Genomic DNA, 16,364 nt, shown 5'->3' on the forward strand with positions numbered 1-16,364 from the left:
CGCTCACTTTCCGTGCGGGCCGCCCGGTGCCCCCGCCGTGCCGCCGTCCGCAGGTGCGGCTCGGCGCAGGGTGCGGATCGCCGGGATCGCGAGGAGCGCCACGCAGCCTGCGAGGCCGGTGCCCGCCGAGATCAGCAGCAGCCTCTCCGGCGAGGCCAGCGCGAGGGCCGGGCCGGCCAGTATCTGGCCGAGCGCGATGCCGGACACCGAGCCGGCGAGCTCGTACGCGGAGACCCGGTTGAGTACGGCGGGCGGGGTGTGGGTCTGCACGCTGGTCGCCCACATCACCGACCAGAAGGCCAGGGAGCCGCCGCCGAGTACGTGGCCCGCCAGGAGCACCGGCAGGCCGGTGTCCAGCGCCACGCAGAGCGGCAGCGCGGTGTACAGGGCCATCGCCACCGCGCCGGCGGCCAGGGGCCGGGCAGGGCGCAGCCGCAGTGCCAGCAGGCCGCCGAGGACTGTTCCGATGCCGAGGAAGGAGACGGCGAGACCGTAGGCGTTCGGGCCGAGCCGGGCGTCGATCAGCGCGGAGCTGAGCGGCACCAGCGGGCCGAAGAGCAGCACGCCGTAGACCATCCAGATCAGGATCACCGCCCACATCCAGGTACGCGCGCGGAACTCCTGCCAGCCCTGGCGCAGGTCGCGGCGGAGTGAACTGCCGGTGCGGGTGGGGGAATCGGTGTCGGCCGGGGTGTCCGGTCCGTCGGCCGGGGCGAGCCTGATGAGTACCAGGCACAGGGCGCTGAGCAGGAAGGTGCCGGCGTCGATCGCGTACACGGTTCCGGCACCGGTCAGCGCGATCAGCAGCCCCGCGAGGGCCGGGCCCAGCAGGTGGGCGATCGCTTCGGCGACCTTGAGCGTGGCGTTGGCCCGTTGCGGCTCGGCGGCGACCAGCGGGACCATCCCGTTCGCCCCCGGCAGGAACATCGCGACAGCCCCACCGGCCAGGGCCGCCATGGTCACCAACAGCCAGAACGGCGGCGGCCCGACGAAGAACGCGGCAGCCAGCACACCTTGGGTGAGCACCCGGACGAGGTCCGCGCCGATCATCATGCGGCGCGCGCCGAACCGGTCGGCGAACACCCCGCCGAACAGGACCAGGAGGACGAACGTGCCGGTCCAGGTGCCGAGGACGAAGCCGACCCCGGAGATCCCGTACAGCGCGCCCACGGCGAGCGCGGCGGCCACCGGCATCATGGCGTCGCCGAGCAGCGAGATCGTGCGGGCGGTGAAGAAGAGCGTGAACCGCCGGTCCCACAACTGTGGCCGGGCGGGCGGACGTTGGGTGGGCGGATCGGCGGGGGCGGGCTGGGTTCGGGTCTGCGAGGTGGTCACAGCACCGATAATGGTTTGGACCAATCGCACACCCCAGTGTCCGGAACGACATGATGGGGTACTTTCGCGCCATGACGCTTCGTTCGCTTCCGAAGTCCCGGGCGCCGCACCGGGTGGTGGCCCTCCTGCAGCCCCCGCAGTCGACCTTCCCGCTGGCCTGTGCGACCGAGGTGTTCGGCGACCACGGCCCGGCGATCCCGGCCCGCTACGCGTTCGAGATCTGCACCGAGCACCCCGGCCCGGTGCGCACCCAGGCCGGCTACGACCTCTTGGTCACGGCGGGCCTGGACGCGCTGGAGCGGGCGGACACCGTGCTGGTTCCCGGTTGGCAGCAGGCGCCCGGCACCGAGGTGCCCCCGACCGTCGTCGCGGCGGTCCGCGGGGCGCACCAGCGCGGCGCACGGATCGTCGGTCTCTGCTCGGGCGCCTTCGTGCTCGCCGCCGCCGGACTGCTGGACGGCCGACGGGCCGCCACCCACTGGGCGAGGGCCGCCGAGCTGGCCGCCCGGTTCCCACAGGTCCGGGTCGACCCCGCGGTGCTCTACGTCGACCACGGCGACGTCGCCACCAGCGCCGGATCGGCAGCGGGCGTGGACCTTTGCCTGCACCTCGTGCGCTGCGACCAGGGAACCGCGTACGCGATGCGGATCGCCCGGCAGATGGTGATGCCGCCGCACCGCGAGGGCTGCCAACTCCAGTACGCCGAGCTGCCCACCTCCGGGCCGGTCGCCGACTCGCTGGCCCCGCTGCTGGAGTGGCTGTCCGGGCGGCTGGACCAGCCGGTCAGCGTCGCCGAGATGGCGATCCGCTCCCAGGTCTCTGCCCGCACACTGACCCGGCGCTTCACCGAACAACTGGGCATCAGCCCCGGACGCTGGCTGCTCGACCGACGGCTCGCCGCCACGCGGGCACTGCTGGAGGAGACCGACCTGCCGGTGGAAACCATCGCGCGCCGGGTCGGTCTCTCCTCGGCCGTCAACCTGCGCCGACGCTTCCACGAGGCTCTGCGCACGACACCTGCCGCATATCGGCGGGCCTTCCGCGCGGACGAGGCCGGGAAGGCCAAGGCCGGCTAGGGCCTGTCGTTTGGGCTACACGGAGCGCTGGGCCGTCGCACGCCTGGCCCGCTCACAGTTCGGGGATCCCGTTTCGCCTCATGTGCAGTTCGGAGCGGACAAGTTCAAGGAGACGGCCTGTCCAGTTGCGGCCGTGGCCGCCGTTGTCACCCCAGAAGGCCGAGGTCGTGTCGTCGTAGATCAAGGTGGCGTCGTCCGTCGCCAGCAGGGTCTCGGCGAGCTCGGGATGCTGGTCGTATTTGGTGCGCAGCAGACTGGTCATGACGGCGGCGCGGACGTGCTCCCAGCCCTCGCGGCGAGCTGTCGCAGCCGCGAGTTCGTGTGCTGCGGCAGCGGTGTCCGCTGCCGTGATCGCGCTGCGGACCTCCGGCTGCGTGACCGACAGGGCCCAGTAGGCGTGGGCGACGGAGGGGTAGACGACCTTTTCGACGGTGATGGGGGCGGGGTAGTCGTTGCGCAATCCGAGGTGGCCGGGATTGGCCACCGGCTCCTTTGGATACGAGTGGCAGAGCTGGACCGCCGGGGCATGCGGGGCCGCCGGTCCGTCTGCTCGGACACGCGTGTCGCGCTCCGCACTCCAGCGGGCGCGCTCCTCGAAGTACGCGAGGGCCCTGTCGTAGTTCGCCTGTGAGACCGGCGGGTCACTCGGCAGGTACGTCCGGCCTCCGGGACCTGCCACCAGAACCCGTAGCGGCCAGTCTTTTGTGTCCATGTCGCCCAGCGCGTAGCGGCGCTTCGAGGCCGGGACGGCCAGGAACGCGGTGTGTGCCGCGACCCGGTTCTCCTCTGTCCGATCTGCGAGGAAGGCGTCGACGGCGGCCAGGCAACGGCCGGTCGAGTCGGGCCGCTGGTTCAGCTGGTCGATGGTGTCGCGGACTTCGGCGACCAGAAGTTCAGGGGTGAGTGGGCTCCGCGGCTCGCTGAACTTCCAGCGCGCCAGACCGTGCGCGGATGCCTTGGCGCCGTCCGGGAGAGTGGTGGCCACCCAGCCGGTCCGGAGCTTCTCCTCGAACTCCTCGATGGTGACCAGGCCCCAGCAGTCGATGAGTCCGTCGGCATAGATGAAGAGGTCGGTGAGGAAGTAGCTGCCGTTGTGGATGAAGGCGTGCCGCCAGGTGCCGGGTATGCGGACACCGTCCACGGTGCGATAGGTGATGCGTCTGCCGATCATCCCGTGATTGTGCCGCAGTGGCCGCCGAGTGGACCTGATCTTTTTCCGGGAGAGATCACTGACCTTCGGTGACGACGAGCGCCCCCGCGACGAGAGGCTGGGGTCGCACCGGCGACAGCGTGACCCCCGCTCGAACTGGCCCATCCGCAGACCCGCGAACGTCTCGACCCGCAACACCCCACGGATACCGGTGAAATGCCCAGATCGCAGCCTTCTGTGACGCGTTTTAGGGCGAGTCCCCGGCAGGGTTGTGAAGGGCGCAAGCCGGCGTGGGTGTGGCCCGGACGGTTACGACGGCAGGGGCATGCGGTGCAGGGTGACGAGGAGGCGCCAGACCCACTGCGCGATCTCGGCGGGAGCGCCCTCGATGAGGCCGTGCAGCCAGTCGGCGAGCACGCCCGCGAAGACGGCGGTCACGGCGGAGGCGATCAGGTCGGGCTGAGGGGCGCCGACCAGGGAGCGTTCGGTGCGGCTGCGGGCCCGGAGGTCCGCGTGGAGCACCTGGCCGAGTGGACCCGCACCGCCCGGGCGCAGCAGTTGCCGGTAGAGACCGGCATGAGGGGCGAGGCCGATGAAGAACGCGGTCAGTGCGGGCGGCGGGGCGGCGATGTCGGGTGTGCCGCGCCAGGCGTGCAGGGCGTCGACCGCGTCGCTGACCACGTCGGCGCAGGCGTCGACTGCCAGTGCCTCCAGGTCGGTGTAGTGGAGGTAGAACGTGGCGCGGCCGATGCCGGCCCGGCGCACCAGCGCGGCGACGCTGACCTCGGCCAGCGGGCGCTGGGTGCACTCGTCGAGGAGGGCTTGGCGCAGCTTGGCCCGGGTCCGGGCGGCCCGGGGGTCGCCTTGCGCGGCGGTCACCGGGCCAGCAGTACGGCAGCCAGCGCCAGCGCCCCCGGAAGGGCCTGGGCGAGCAGGATGCGCCGGCTCGCCGTGGCGCCGCCGTACAGGCCGGCGACGATCACGCAGGCCAGGAAGAAGACCTGGACCTGAAAGCCCACCGGGTCGCCTGCGATCAGCCCCCAGACGAGCCCGGCAGCCAGGAACCCGTTGTAGAGGCCCTGATTCGCCGCCAACGGCGCGGTAGCCCGGGCCAGCGAGGCGTCAAAGCCGGAGAGCTTGCGGCCCGGCTTCTTCTCCCACAGGAACATCTCCAGAACCAGGATGTATACGTGCAAGGCGGCCACCAGGCCGACCAGGACGTCTGCTGTCGTCTCCACTGCGAGCTCCCGCCGTTGCGATTTCATGGACAGGTGTCCAATGTACATGGACACCTGTCCATGAAATCTGCGGGCCCGGTGGCTCGACCATCGCCGCACTGTGGAGGCGAGCGTGTGGAAGTGACGGCCCCCGCAGCCGAACCGCATCGGGGTGACGTGCTGCACCATCGAATCCGTCCACGGCCGCGAACTGACCGTGGTGGGCCTCGACGCGGTGTCGGGCACGCCGGTCATCGACCTGAAGTCGGCCATGGAGGAGTTCCGCACGGTGGACGTCAAGCAGCCGGAATGGGTCACCCACCTGATGTCGGAGTACTTCCAGCCGTAACCGGCGCCCCGTCAACCCGCGCGCCTTCCACATGACGGATCACGCTCGGATCGGAGCGCCGCGCGCTCAGCCCGAACTGCCGGCGACGCGGGCCAGTACGGCACGGAACCGTTCGCGCCCCGACTCGAAGCTCGCCTCCCACAGTCCTGCGACGTCACCGGACACCGAGAGGGACTGAAGCCGCTGCTCCTGGGCGCGGAAGGCGGCACCTGCCACGTTCTGGTCCAGCAGTCCCATCGCCGTGAGTGCCGCATGGCCGCAGGCCACCGCTTCTGCGGCGCTCCCCGAGCCGTTGGCCGACAAGGCGTGCCGCAGGACGAGCGCGGCGAAGAAGGCGTAGGTGTCGGCGACGTCCGTGATCCCCTCCTCGCTCGGCTGCAACTCGGGGAACTGCTCCAGTCTGTGTACACGCGCAGCGGCGTCGGAGAGCGGCCGGTCGGCCTGCCAGAGGTCGCGGACCGACTGCACGTAGAAGTCCACGTCGGCTGTCCGATCCGCTGTTCCCGCGCGCAGGCCCACGAACAGAGGCGCCATGCTTTCGGTGCACGTTGCCACGTACAGGCGGATCGCCGTCCCGCCCTCCTCGCGCAATGCCTTTGCGACGGCCTCTTCCACCAGCGTCTCCACGCCCACACCTCTCCCGCACCGATCCGTACGGGCGTCATGCTGGCAGGGGAGATGCGCTGGTTGCGCGCGGGGGTGTTGCCTCCGGTGCGGCACAGTGAAGCCCCATTCTTGATCAATACGAGGGGGTCCCGACATCGTCTGGGGGGCAGGCGCCCGTCTCGCGGGCGGCCGTCCCGTGGGCTTCGGAACGGGCGACCGTCGGCGCCGTGTCCTGCACGACCGGAAGTGCCCGCCCCAGGCGTGCGAGCGGAGACATGGCCATCACCACGGGGGACGCCATCATGCCCGCGGCCGTCACCAGGAGGCTGGTGCGCAACCCCCACCCCCTCGCGAGAAGCCCGCCGAGCAGGGAACCGAGCGGGGCCATCCCCATGCCGACGAACGTGATCGTCGCCGCCGCGCGGCCCTGCATCCCATCCGGAGTGACGGCCTGCCGCACCGCCATGACCGTGACGTTCACCAACTGGCCGGCGGCCCCGAACACGAGGTTGATCGCCAGGAGCGCGGAAACCGTCACCGCCGAGGAGCCGTGCAGCGCGGGCACACACAGGAACACGCCGTCGCCGAGTGCCGCCGCGGACACGAGCACCGTGCCGTAACCGAACCTGCTCGGCAGGCGAGCGGCCAGCATTGAGCCCAGCAGCGCGCCCGGCCCCATGGCCGCGAGCGCCAGCCCGACGGCGGTGCCGGACAGGTGCAGTTCCCGCGGCAGGAAGAGCAGATAGACGGTCATCATGGCCGCGAAGGAGAACTGGAAGGCGGCCGAGGCGAGGCCAACGGTCCGCAGCGAGGTGTCGCTGACGACGAAGCGGAGGCCCTCGTGGATCCGTCGCCATACCCGAGGGGGACGTTCCGAGCGTTCCGGGACCGGTTCGGTCCGACGGATCCGTCGGATCGACAGGAACGACAGCGCGAAGAACACGGCGCTGGAGGCAGCTGCGACCGGCGCCGACACCAGTGAGACCAACGTACCGCCGAGGGCGGGGCCGCCCATCTGCGCCGCCGACCGGCTGCCTTCGAGCGCGCTGTTGCCCTGGAGCAGCTGATCGCGTTCCACCAGTCGTACGAGAGATGCCTGGTAGGCCACGTCGAAGAACACGGACAGGGCGCCGACGGCGAAGGTGACCACGAGCAGTGCGGGCAGGCCGAGCCAGCCGAGGAGACCGGCCGCGGCGGCGGCGCCCAGTGTCAGGGTCCGGCCGGCGTCCGTCAGGACCATCACCGTGCGGGTCCGCCACCTGTCCACCCAGGCGCCGACGCTGAGCGAGAGCAGCAGGATAGGCGCCTGCCCCACCGCGCGGAGGACGCCCAACTCGCCGGCGCCGGCGTTGAGCGTCAGGACGGCGAAGAGCGGGAGAACGATCAGAGTGGTGTGTTCGCCGAGTTGGGAGGCCGTCTGACCCACCCAGAGCCTGCGGAAGTCGCGATCTCGCCACAGGCTAGGCGGTACGGATTGACCGGAGTCGGGCACGGAGGAAGTGGACGGCACGAAGATCCCTTGGATTGCCGACGACGAAACCCATCACCCGGCGCACACCAGGTGCGCCTGCGATTCAGGCAGGGGAAGGCTCGCTGTGCCGCACCCTCAAGGGCAGCACGCGATGACTGGCCGAATACGGCCTACAGCGTCAACGCGTGCTCGGACGACCGGCCATGTCTTGCTCCTCGTGGGTCACTCGGTGTCCGAACAGTAGCCCTCGACTTCTCAGCGCGAAAGGCGATTTCCGTGACGCTCGACCTGACACCGGGCGGTCCCTGGTGAGGCACCCAGCAGGATGGTCACGGCTCACCCGATCTACGCACCGTCCTGTGGACCGGCGTGCTCGCGGTCCGTCACTTCGACATGATGAAGTCCAGGGCGGCGCCGGAGGCCGTCGTCCAGTAGGTGACCAGTTGACCGTCGTCCGCGTACAGCGTGGCGACGGGCATGGGGACGTCGATCGGCTCGCCCGCCGTGCTGCCGACCTCGTTGCCGTGGAGGGTCAGGCTGATGGTGGTCGCCTCGTACTCGTCCCTGGCGCCTCCGGCGACGAGCAGAGCGGCGTGCGCCTCCTCGCCCGGAGCGAGGGTCATGGGCTTGCCCGGGTCCGGGCTGCTGTCCTTGATCACGGGGGTCGGGGCCTGCGCGTCACCGATCTCCACCCAGGGGTGGTGGTAGACGTTGCACTTCTTGTCACCGGCGTTCTGGACGGTGAGGAGGAGATGCCGGGCGCCCTCGTCGTCCGGGGACTCCTTCGTCGCGGAGACCGCGAGGTCCTCCTGGGTGCAGGCGGCGACGGCGCCGACGTCGCCCGAACCGCCGCCCGGCTTCGCCGAACTCGTCGCGCTCGGCCGGTCCGAGGGCTGGGCGCCGTCCGAGTCCTCGGCCGCGCCCGGCTCGCAGGCCGTGGACGCGAGCAGCGCGGCGACCGTCGCGGCCCCGAGGGCGTAGGACTTCCAGCCCCTGGCGATCCTGGTGTTCTTGCCGGCAGCACTGTTCATGGTGGTCCCCCGTGGTCAACCGAGCGCGGTCGCTCTCGACTCCCGACCGTGAGCCGAGTGTGCACCAGGAACTGCCCTCAACCCGTTGGCCTCGTACGCCTGTTACCGAGCGCGGACAAGGATGGGGCTGTTCCGTCGGAAGATCCCGATGCGGCCGGACGTCGGGCCGGTCGCATCGACCGCCGGGGCCGAAGCCGCCCGACGTCCGGCCGAGGACCTCAGGCGCGCGCCGCTGCGGCGGCGATGATCCAGTTCCTGAACTCGACGGCGTAGTGCCGGAGGTGATGCTCCAGGACGTCCTTCGGGCAACTGGCGGGCACGTAGACCGTCAGGCTCGCGGTGAAACCGTCGGCGGTGTCACCGAACTGGGTCAGTGCCCGTCCGACGACCGTGCCGTCGGACAGGAAGAGGTTCGACGACATCTTGTGCGGAAACTCGGACTCCGGGAGGAGCTCGGCCGCGTCCGCGGCCCAGGCCATCGCGTCCGTTCCCCAGCCGCCCATGTAGAAGGAACAGACGTGGGGGCCGATGTTCTCCACCACGTTGAACGATCCGTCGGCGCCGGGAGCCATCACGTAGTGCTCGGGGTGCGCCTCCAGGAGTGCGCTCTCGTCGCCTGCGAAGGCATTCTCCATCCAGGCCAGGAATTCGCCCGAGGTGAGGCCCTGCGTCGCGAGAACCGTCGTGCCTGCCGTGAAGCCGCCGGCGGAGGCGCGCGCACTGTCTCGCAGGAAGGCGTTGCCTTCCTCGATGTCCGCGGCCAGCAGGTCGAGCAGGCCCTGGCGCCCCAGCCGCGTCCTGAAGCGGTCCAGGGCGCGGCGGGCGTAGAACAGCTCGAAGTCGTCGATGCTCCCGAAGCCGGTGGGCCCCGACTCGAGCGTCACGGTCACGGGCGGGGTGAACCGGTTGTCGGTCATGGTCGAACCTCCAGTTAAAATGCGAATGCGAATTCACATTCACGTTTTGAGGGTATCCGGAGGGGTGCGCCCCTTGTCAAGAGATCGTGCTGAAGCCGCCGCCGATACGATGCGAGGCATGACCGATGAGCCCGACCGCCTCCTGCGCTACCGAGAACCCCAGCAGGCGCGCAGCGCCGCGACACTGGCTCGCGTACTGCAGGCGGCCGAGGAAATCGCCTCCTTGTCCGGCCTGGAGGAGATGACGATCAGCGGCGTCGCAGAACGCGCCGGTGTCTCGGTCGGTACTATCTACCGCCGTTTCGAAGACAAGGAACAGCTGATCACCGCCCTGACCGAGCGGATGCTGGAACGGCGCGAGGCGTACGTCGCCGAGCAACTGCACGCGGCCGAGCCCTCGCTCGAAGGCGTCATGGGCGCTTACGCGCACGCGCTGCTGCAGTCCTTCGCCGACAGCAACAACCTCTTCCCCGAGCTGCTGCGCGCGCGGGGAAGCAGGTCACTGGACCGCGGGGCCCGCACCATCACCGAACTCCACCGCCTTCTGCTCGACGCGGCAGCCCCGTACGCCGACGAGGTCCGGCGCTCCGATCCGCAGGCGGCGCTGGACACCGCGGCCCGCGCCATCCTCGGCGCCTGCTTCCACAACTCCGTACGCCCCGACCCCGCTGACGAGCCAGCCGCCAGGCGTCGGTACGGGGACGAGCTCAGCGACATGGCGATCGCGTACCTCCGCACCCCCGACCGCCGCCGCACCGCCCACACCTGAGCCGCTCGACGTCCTGGGCGGTCAGCGGGTGTGGTCGGGTAGCCGGGTCACGGCAACGCGATCCGGCTACCCGACCACAGTGGGTGTGACTGTGCACGCCAGTTGGCGCTGTCCGTCAACTCGCGCCGGATCAGCGGGACGAGTGGGTGGTGTGGGCGGCGTTGAGGAGGGTGCGCAGCCGCAGGCCGTCGGGGGCGACTGCGGTGATGAGTGCGGCGGGGCCTGCGAGGGGGGTGAGGATCGCCAGTCCGTCTTGTGGGGTGTCGGTGAGGGCCTGGGCCGCGGGCGGTTCCGTGTCGAAGTCGGGGTTGACGATGAGGATCTGGCCGGTCGCCCGGTGGTGGGCGAGGACGGCCGGGCTGTCCCAGCCGACGGCTCCCGGCCCGTAGTCCGCTTCCTGGTCGAGGAGCACGTGTCCGTCGCGACGGACGGTTAGCCGGGTGGTGACGTGGCCGGGTGGTTCGCCGGTGCGCCCGAGTACCTGCTCTTCGCGCAGGACGAGCCGTGCGGTGGGGGCGAGGTCGATGGTCCATGTCTGCCGCAGATTGCTGCCGGTGGCGCTGATCAGGGGTTTGGGCAGCCAGCGGAGTTCCGCGTGGTCCTCCACGGTCAGGTGCACGTCGTAGGTGGCGTGTGCGGTGGTGGGGCCGCGCAGGGCGAGGGTCGCTGCCGCGGAGGTGATGTGGAGGGCGGCACCCTGCTGTGCGGTGGCTTCGATGCGCAGACGGTCCCCGCCGAGGGGAGCGCTCATGGCTCCGACGACGCACACCCGCGCTTCCGCGCCCCGTGGGCGCAGACGCCGGAGTTCGAAGGGGCCGTCGCCGTCGAGGACGGGCAGGACGGTGGCGCCGCCCCTGGCGGCGGCCGTGATGCGGGCCGTGGCTCGTACGCCGATGGCGGCTGTGCTGCGCCCCGTCGGCGTGGCGGGTGCGGTGGCGAGGGTCATGCGGAGCCTGCGGCCCAGTCGGTGAGGTGTTCGCGGACCCAGTCGGCGACGGGCTTGACGCCGCCTTCCTCCTTGAGTGAGGTGAAGGCGACCGGGAGGTCGCCGCGCTGGGCCTTGGCGTCGCGCGCCATGGCTTCCACGTCGGAGCCGACGTAGGGGGCGAGGTCGGTCTTGTTGACGACGAGGAGGTCGGCGGTGGTGACGCCCGGGCCGCCCTTGCGGGGGATATCGTCCCCGCCGGCCACGTCGATGATGAAGATCTGGGCGTCGACCAGCCCTTTGGAGAAGGTGGCGGTGAGGTTGTCCCCGCCGGACTCGACCAGGATGAGGTCGAGGGGGCCGGTCGTCTCCTCCAGCTCCTCGACGGCTTCGAGGTTGGCGGAGATGTCGTCGCGGATCGCGGTGTGCGGGCAGGCGCCGGTTTCGACGGCCTGGATGCGCTCGGGTGGCAGGACCGCTTGTCGGAGCAGGAAGTCGGCGTCCTCGCGGGTGTAGATGTCGTTGGTGACCACGGCGATGGACACTTCGGTGCGCAGGGCTCGGCAAAGGGCGGCGACGGTGGCGGTCTTGCCGGAGCCGACGGGGCCGCCGAGCCCGATGCGCAGCGCGCGGCGGGTGCCGTCGGGGCGCTTGGGGGTGGGGGCGCTGTAGGTGTGTCGGTGCGGGTATTTCTCGTCGAGGTCGTGGTCGAGGTGCATCCGGTTTCCTTGTGTCGTGTCTCTGTGCAGGTCAGGAGGCGAAGAGGCGTGCGGGCCGGGTGGCGTGCTGCTGGGCACTGATGTCCAGCAGCGGCGCGGAGGCCGCGGGCAGGGCGTCGACTCCTTCTTCGGGGACGCGTCGTGCTGCGGCGGTGGCGGCTGCGGCGACGCGGTCGAGTTCCGGTGCCAGGCGGGCGAGCACGACGGTGGCGTCGAACGGGTCCAGGCTCAGCAGACGGACCGTCGCGGTGGCCGGCCCGCCGACGGATTCGTACACCACCGCGTATGCGGCATCCAGCGGTTCGAGTCCGGCCGACCGAGCGGCCACGCCCAGCACCACCGGCTGGTGTGCGCCCCGCGGCCGGGCTGCCGCGAGCGCGTCGAGTTCGGCCGTGGGCCACGTGGCGCGGGCCGCTCGCATCATCTGCCGGCCCAGCTTGCGGGCGGTGTTCCGCAGAGCGGCCACGGGGGTACGGGCGTCGGCGGCTTGGTCCAGGACCAGTGGATCGTGCCCGGCGGCGGCCGCGGCGGCGAGCGCCGCCGCGACCAGGCCGGCGGTGTGCAGCCGTCCGCGGCAGAACTCCTCCAGCGTGCCGGCGTCCTTGATCCGGCCGGAGGCGACCGCCGGTTCGGCTCCGCCCGAGTGGGCGTGGCCTCCGGCGGGGAACCGCCCGTCGGCCAGGACGAGCAGCGCGGCACGGTTCATTCTTCGTTCCTCTGCTTGATGGCTCGGCTCCTGCGCTCCGGAGAAGCTCAGAAGAGGAAGTAGCGCTGGGCCATGGGGAGTTCGGTTACATAGGCGCGGTCGACGATGTGGCCGTCGACGAAGGTCGTCACGTCGGTCACCTTTGCTCCGCCGATGATGACTTCATAGGTGTCGGGATCGATCCGGACGTGCGGGGTGGCGTGGTTCTCCTTCATGTGGGCCTTCTTGACGCCACGCGTGTCGGTGATCGCCTTGAACTGCTTGTTCAGCTTGGAGCCCTTGGCCAGGCCCTTCTCGATGGCCCGTTCGGTGACGAAGTTGTAGGCGAGGGAGCCGGGCGCCAGGCCGGTGGCCCCCCACATGGGACGGGGCAGTACGGGTTGGGGGGTGGGAATGGACGCGTTGGCGTCGCCCACCTGCGCGTAGGCGATCTGGCCGCCCTTGATGACCATGTGGGGCTTGACTCCGAAGAACTTCGGTTCCCACAGGACCAGGTCGGCCAGCTTTCCGGTCTCCACGGATCCGACGACGGCGTCGATGCCCTGGGCGAGGGCCGGGTTGATGGTGTATTTGGCGACGTATCGGCGAGCGCGCCGGTTGTCCGCCAGGGGCGGCTGGGCTTCCGGGGTCGTGTCCGCAGTTGTCTCGTCCTGCGCCTCGGCCTTAGGGCCGGTCTCCGGATCGTCCCGGGGCCGGTCTTCTTCCAGGAAGCCGCGGCGGACCTTCATGACGTGCGCGGTCTGCCAGGTACGCATGATCATTTCGCCGATGCGGCCCATGGCCTGGGCGTCCGAGGACATGATCGAAATGGCACCGAGGTCGTGGAGGATGTCCTCGGCGGCCATCGTGGAAGGGCGGATGCGGGAGTCCGCGAAGGCGAGGTCCTCCTCGACCTTCGGGTTGAGGTGATGGCAGACCATCACCATGTCGAAGTGCTCCTTGACCGTGTTGACGGTCAGCGGTCGGGTGGGGTTGGTGGAGGCGGGCAGTACGTTCGGCTCGCTCACCATCTTGATCATGTCGGGAGCGTGGCCGCCTCCGGCGCCTTCGACATGGAAGACGTGGATGGAGCGGCCGTCGATGGCGTCGATGGTGTCCTGCACGAACCCGGCCTCGTTCAGCGAGTCGGCGTGGAGGGCGAGCTGGACCCCGGTCTCCTCGCACACCTCCAGACACTGCTTGATGACCGCCGGCGTGGCGCCCCAGTCCTCGTGGATCTTCATGCCGAGCACACCGGCGTCGACCTGGGCGAGCATCGACTCCTTCGACATGGTGGCGCCCTTGCCGAGCAGCCCGATGTTCACCGGTGCGCTGTCCAGAGCCTCGAACATGCGGTTGACGTGCCACGCGCCCGGCGTGACCGTGGTCGCCGTGCTCCCTTCCGCTGGGCCCGTTCCGCCACCGATGAGCGTGGTGACACCCGCCGCCAGCGCCTCGCGGACCTGGTCGGGGCAGATGAAATGGACGTGCGTGTCGATCCCGCCGGCCGTCAGGATTCTGCCCTTGCCGGAGATGACCTCGGTGTCGGGCCCGATGACGAAGTCGGTGGGCCGGGGGCCGATCCCGTTGTGAGGCTCTGCTCCCTCGTGGAGGGGGTTCATGGTCTCGGGGTTGTACGCCTTGCCCAGGGCGACGATGTTTCCGTCGCGGAGGGCGACATCTGCCTTGACGATGCCCCAGTGGTCCAGAACGACAACTCCCGTGATGACCGTGTCCGGGGGACCCGCCATCGTAGGGTCGGCCGACTTCCCGGACTTGGCCTTCGCCGGGTCGCGCGGCACGACGGACTGCCCCATCGACTCGCGGATCACCTTGCCGCCGCCGAAGACCATCTCGTTTCCGCTGCGGCCGGGGCCTCCCGACCAGTCGTCCTCGATCTTGACGCTCAGCGCGGTGTCGGCGAGGCGGATACGGTCACGGGTCGTCGGCCCGAAACGGTCCGCATAAGCCGGTCGCGTCAACGGATCAAAGGCCGTCGGCTCACCCGGGCAGCAGGAACAGTCGGGGCACTGAACGGTGGCACTCACACCTGCTCCTTGTCGAACGAACCCTTGACCTTGTCGAGCGAGCCATTGACCTTCTCGGGCAGTCCCTCGATCCTGCTGCGCAGACCGTGGACCACTCGGGCGCCCTCGATGGGTACGAGCTGGACCTTCTCGGTGATGCCGGGCTCGAACCGCACCGAACTGCCGGCGGGGACGTTCAGACGCCTGCCCCATGCCTCCTTGCGAAGGAACTCCAGCCCGTTGTTGGCCTCGGCGAAGTGGTAGTGGGAGCCGACCTGGATGGGCCGGTCGGTCGGATTGGCGACGATCAGCTCCGTCACCTGGCCGAGCTCCCTGTTCCGTTCGTTGAAGACCACCACCTCGTCCTCCTTCACGGGGGAGAAGTCGACCTTCCCCGGACAGGTGACCGGCCCTTCGTCGTGGCCCGCCTCCGGGAAGGGGCCGTGGACGGTGACCAGCTTCGTCCCGTCCGGGAACGTGGCCTCCACCTGCACGTTCTCGATCATCTCGGGGATTCCCTCCATGACCTCCTCCCGCGACAACACCTTGCGGCCGGACGACATGAGCTCGGCCACGGTCCTGCCGTCCCGGGCCCCTTCGAGAACATGGACGATCAACAGCGCCATGGCCTCCGGGTAGTTCAGCAGCACGCCGCGGGCCCGGCGCTTCGCCGCTACGTCGGCGGCCACGTGCATCATCAGACGTTCTTGCTCGTGTGGGGTGAGGTGCACAGATATGTCCCTGTGTTGGCTTCCGCCCAGGACTCCTGTCCTGGGCTGCGAGCTGGAAGACGCGGCCACGCACATCCACGGCCCGGGAAGCCTCCATGACGTTGCTTCCGGTGTTTCTTGGCGCAGCACGGATGTCGTCCTTGGCCGTTCAGGCCCAACCCGACGAAGATCCATCATGATGACGCCGACAGTGCCGAATCCGCGTACTGGGCACGGGGCACCCGAATGAGTGATCACCGTGGCAGGTGAGCTGACGGCATGAGGCGGGAAGGCCGGGCACCCTCTACGCGTCCTGGGGCCGAGCGGCCGACGGCCCGGGTCGGCTCGCGGCACAGCGTGGTTACTGTCGATCCCTCATTGGTGGCACCGGGTTCCTGCCAACGGTCTTCCTGGACGCCGGCTCGCCGACTCGGCTGATCGGAGACGAGCACCCCGCCGAGAGCCTGGTAGGCGCCCGCGAATCGTTCCTGCGGTGAACGCCTGCGTCCGTGTGGGTGAGGGACAGTCGTTGGGCACGAGCTGGTGATGCGAAGGCCGGTAGAACACGCAGAGGTGCCGCCGCGATCTCCACGCCACCGCGCTCCGTGTGCCAGGGAGACTCCGCAGCAGTCCTGACCGCTGTTCCAAGACGTTGTGAAGGGGGCTCATAAATGAGCCGAGGCTTGATCGTCGTAGACGTGCAGAACGACTTCTGCGAAGGAGGCAGCGTTCCCGTGGCGGGCGGCGCGCAGATCGCGACGAAGATCGCCGACCTGGTGGAGCAAAGCGCGGGCCGGGACTACCAGTACGTCGTGGCCACCCGCGACCACCACATCGACCCGGGAAGTCACTTCTCGGAAAGCCCGGACTTCAAGGACAGCTTCCCCGTGCACTGCGTGGCCGGGGACGAGGGCGGAGAGTTCCACCCGAACTTCGCGCCCGCCGTCACTGGCGGCAAGATCGACGCCGTCTTCTTCAAAGGCGCCCACAGCTCATCCAAGAGCGGCTTCGAAGGCGCCGACGAGCAGGGCGCGTCCCTGGCGGACTGGCTGCGCGCCCGCGGGGTAGAGGACGTCGACGTGGTGGGCATCGCCACGGACCACTGCGTACGCGCCACAGCCCTGGACGCTGTGCAGGCCGGCTTCCGCACGCACGTACGCCTGGACTACTCCGTCGGCGTCGCCCCCGACACCATCACCTCCACCCTGGTCGATTTCCGCGCGGCAGGCATCGCCGTATCCGGCGAATCCCCCGTACCGCAGTAGCCTCACCGTCAGACCCGCAGAAACCGCCGGCGTCCGGTGTACAGCCCGCCGCTGCGCATGCACACACCGACGGATCCAGCTCTGTCACAGCGGGGGGACGCACCCGCCCGCG

The 16,364-nt window shown here is 70.0% G+C and carries 16 protein-coding genes and 1 pseudogene; 4 read left to right on the forward strand and 13 right to left on the reverse strand.

Going from position 1 to position 16,364, the window contains the following annotated elements:
• Positions 1 to 3: 3 nt before the first annotated feature.
• Positions 4 to 1,335 (reverse strand): MFS transporter, encoded by a 1,332-nt coding sequence (locus tag OG230_RS34705; RefSeq protein ID WP_328907740.1) that lies wholly within the window; start codon positions 1,333 to 1,335, stop codon positions 4 to 6.
• 71 nt (positions 1,336 to 1,406) lie between these two features.
• Here OG230_RS34705 and OG230_RS34710 point away from each other — a divergent pair, with 71 nt between their 5' ends.
• The gene (locus OG230_RS34710; protein ID WP_328907741.1) at positions 1,407 to 2,411 is read left to right on the forward strand and encodes a GlxA family transcriptional regulator; all 1,005 of its coding nucleotides are present in this window, start codon (positions 1,407 to 1,409) and stop codon (positions 2,409 to 2,411) included.
• A 52-nt stretch (positions 2,412 to 2,463) separates the two neighbouring features.
• Here the strand turns inward: OG230_RS34710 and OG230_RS34715 are convergent, their stop codons facing one another.
• From OG230_RS34715 to OG230_RS34725, 3 genes are all read right to left on the reverse strand, one after another.
• Positions 2,464 to 3,582, reverse strand: a complete 1,119-nt coding sequence (locus OG230_RS34715; RefSeq protein ID WP_328907742.1) for an NADAR family protein — start codon at positions 3,580 to 3,582, stop codon at positions 2,464 to 2,466.
• A gap of 288 nt (positions 3,583 to 3,870) precedes the next feature.
• Positions 3,871 to 4,440, reverse strand: a complete 570-nt coding sequence (locus OG230_RS34720; protein ID WP_328907743.1) for a TetR/AcrR family transcriptional regulator — start codon at positions 4,438 to 4,440, stop codon at positions 3,871 to 3,873.
• Positions 4,437 to 4,799, reverse strand: coding sequence for a DUF1304 domain-containing protein (locus tag OG230_RS34725; protein WP_328907744.1), 363 nt, complete (start codon positions 4,797 to 4,799; stop codon positions 4,437 to 4,439). Before OG230_RS34725 ends, OG230_RS34720 begins: the two co-directional genes overlap by 4 nt.
• 139 nt (positions 4,800 to 4,938) lie before the next feature.
• Here OG230_RS34725 and OG230_RS34730 point away from each other — a divergent pair.
• A pseudogene (locus tag OG230_RS34730) lies at positions 4,939 to 5,127 on the forward strand (TrmO family methyltransferase domain-containing protein); the annotation flags it as partial.
• A gap of 66 nt (positions 5,128 to 5,193) precedes the next feature.
• On the opposite strand, the gene OG230_RS34735 reads toward OG230_RS34730, so the two are convergent.
• The 4 genes from OG230_RS34735 to OG230_RS34750 all read right to left on the reverse strand — a co-directional run bounded on the left by OG230_RS34735 (position 5,194) and on the right by OG230_RS34750 (position 9,152).
• On the reverse strand, positions 5,194 to 5,754 hold the full coding sequence (locus OG230_RS34735) for a hypothetical protein (RefSeq protein WP_328907745.1): 561 nt from the start codon (positions 5,752 to 5,754) through the stop codon (positions 5,194 to 5,196).
• Positions 5,755 to 5,866: 112 nt separating this feature from the next.
• The gene (locus tag OG230_RS34740) at positions 5,867 to 7,243 is read right to left on the reverse strand and encodes an MFS transporter (protein WP_328907746.1); all 1,377 of its coding nucleotides are present in this window, start codon (positions 7,241 to 7,243) and stop codon (positions 5,867 to 5,869) included.
• Positions 7,244 to 7,587: 344 nt separating this feature from the next.
• On the reverse strand, positions 7,588 to 8,235 hold the full coding sequence (locus tag OG230_RS34745; protein WP_328907747.1) for a DUF4232 domain-containing protein: 648 nt from the start codon (positions 8,233 to 8,235) through the stop codon (positions 7,588 to 7,590).
• Between the two features lie 218 nt (positions 8,236 to 8,453).
• The gene (locus tag OG230_RS34750; RefSeq protein ID WP_328907748.1) at positions 8,454 to 9,152 is read right to left on the reverse strand and encodes a hypothetical protein; all 699 of its coding nucleotides are present in this window, start codon (positions 9,150 to 9,152) and stop codon (positions 8,454 to 8,456) included.
• Between the two features lie 118 nt (positions 9,153 to 9,270).
• Here OG230_RS34750 and OG230_RS34755 point away from each other — a divergent pair, with 118 nt between their 5' ends.
• A complete protein-coding gene (locus OG230_RS34755; RefSeq protein ID WP_328907749.1) occupies positions 9,271 to 9,921 on the forward strand; it encodes a TetR/AcrR family transcriptional regulator in 651 nt (216 codons plus the stop codon).
• A gap of 130 nt (positions 9,922 to 10,051) precedes the next feature.
• On the opposite strand, the gene OG230_RS34760 is transcribed toward OG230_RS34755, so the two are convergent.
• The 5 genes from OG230_RS34760 to OG230_RS34780 all read right to left on the reverse strand — a co-directional run bounded on the left by OG230_RS34760 (position 10,052) and on the right by OG230_RS34780 (position 15,008).
• Entirely contained in the window at positions 10,052 to 10,867 is an 816-nt protein-coding gene (locus OG230_RS34760) for an urease accessory protein UreD (protein WP_328907750.1), read from the reverse strand.
• Positions 10,864 to 11,565: an urease accessory protein UreG gene (gene ureG, locus OG230_RS34765; RefSeq protein ID WP_328907751.1), complete on the reverse strand. Its 702-nt coding sequence runs from the start codon at positions 11,563 to 11,565 to the stop codon at positions 10,864 to 10,866. The genes OG230_RS34760 and ureG overlap by 4 nt, the downstream gene beginning before the upstream one ends.
• A gap of 31 nt (positions 11,566 to 11,596) precedes the next feature.
• Positions 11,597 to 12,271 carry an urease accessory protein UreF gene (locus OG230_RS34770; RefSeq protein WP_328907752.1) on the reverse strand — a complete coding sequence of 225 codons (675 nt, stop codon included), beginning with the start codon at positions 12,269 to 12,271 and terminating at the stop codon, positions 11,597 to 11,599.
• A 47-nt stretch (positions 12,272 to 12,318) separates the two neighbouring features.
• On the reverse strand, positions 12,319 to 14,232 hold the full coding sequence (locus OG230_RS34775) for an urease subunit alpha (RefSeq protein ID WP_328911623.1): 1,914 nt from the start codon (positions 14,230 to 14,232) through the stop codon (positions 12,319 to 12,321).
• A 62-nt stretch (positions 14,233 to 14,294) separates the two neighbouring features.
• Entirely contained in the window at positions 14,295 to 15,008 is a 714-nt protein-coding gene (locus OG230_RS34780) for an urease subunit gamma (protein ID WP_328907753.1), read from the reverse strand.
• Positions 15,009 to 15,658: 650 nt separating this feature from the next.
• On the opposite strand from OG230_RS34780, the gene OG230_RS34785 reads away from it, so the two are divergent.
• Positions 15,659 to 16,252, forward strand: a complete 594-nt coding sequence (locus OG230_RS34785) for an isochorismatase family protein (RefSeq protein WP_328907754.1) — start codon at positions 15,659 to 15,661, stop codon at positions 16,250 to 16,252.
• The last annotated feature ends 112 nt before the right edge of the window (positions 16,253 to 16,364 follow it).

The sequence above is a fragment of the Streptomyces sp. NBC_00234 genome (genome assembly GCF_036195325.1).
In the GTDB taxonomy this organism is placed as follows: Bacteria; Actinomycetota; Actinomycetes; order Streptomycetales; family Streptomycetaceae; genus Streptomyces.

Coding starts and splice junctions, on each gene's coding strand:
- OG230_RS34710 (WP_328907741.1), top strand. CDS start 1,407: ATGACGCTTCGTTCGCTTCCGAAGTCCCGGGCGCCGCACCGGGTGGTG.
- OG230_RS34715 (WP_328907742.1), bottom strand. CDS start 3,582: ATGATCGGCAGACGCATCACCTATCGCACCGTGGACGGTGTCCGCATA.
- OG230_RS34745 (WP_328907747.1), bottom strand. CDS start 8,235: ATGAACAGTGCTGCCGGCAAGAACACCAGGATCGCCAGGGGCTGGAAG.
- OG230_RS34750 (WP_328907748.1), bottom strand. CDS start 9,152: ATGACCGACAACCGGTTCACCCCGCCCGTGACCGTGACGCTCGAGTCG.
- OG230_RS34755 (WP_328907749.1), top strand. CDS start 9,271: ATGACCGATGAGCCCGACCGCCTCCTGCGCTACCGAGAACCCCAGCAG.
- OG230_RS34760 (WP_328907750.1), bottom strand. CDS start 10,867: ATGACCCTCGCCACCGCACCCGCCACGCCGACGGGGCGCAGCACAGCC.
- ureG (WP_328907751.1), bottom strand. CDS start 11,565: ATGCACCTCGACCACGACCTCGACGAGAAATACCCGCACCGACACACC.
- OG230_RS34770 (WP_328907752.1), bottom strand. CDS start 12,271: ATGAACCGTGCCGCGCTGCTCGTCCTGGCCGACGGGCGGTTCCCCGCC.
- OG230_RS34785 (WP_328907754.1), top strand. CDS start 15,659: ATGAGCCGAGGCTTGATCGTCGTAGACGTGCAGAACGACTTCTGCGAA.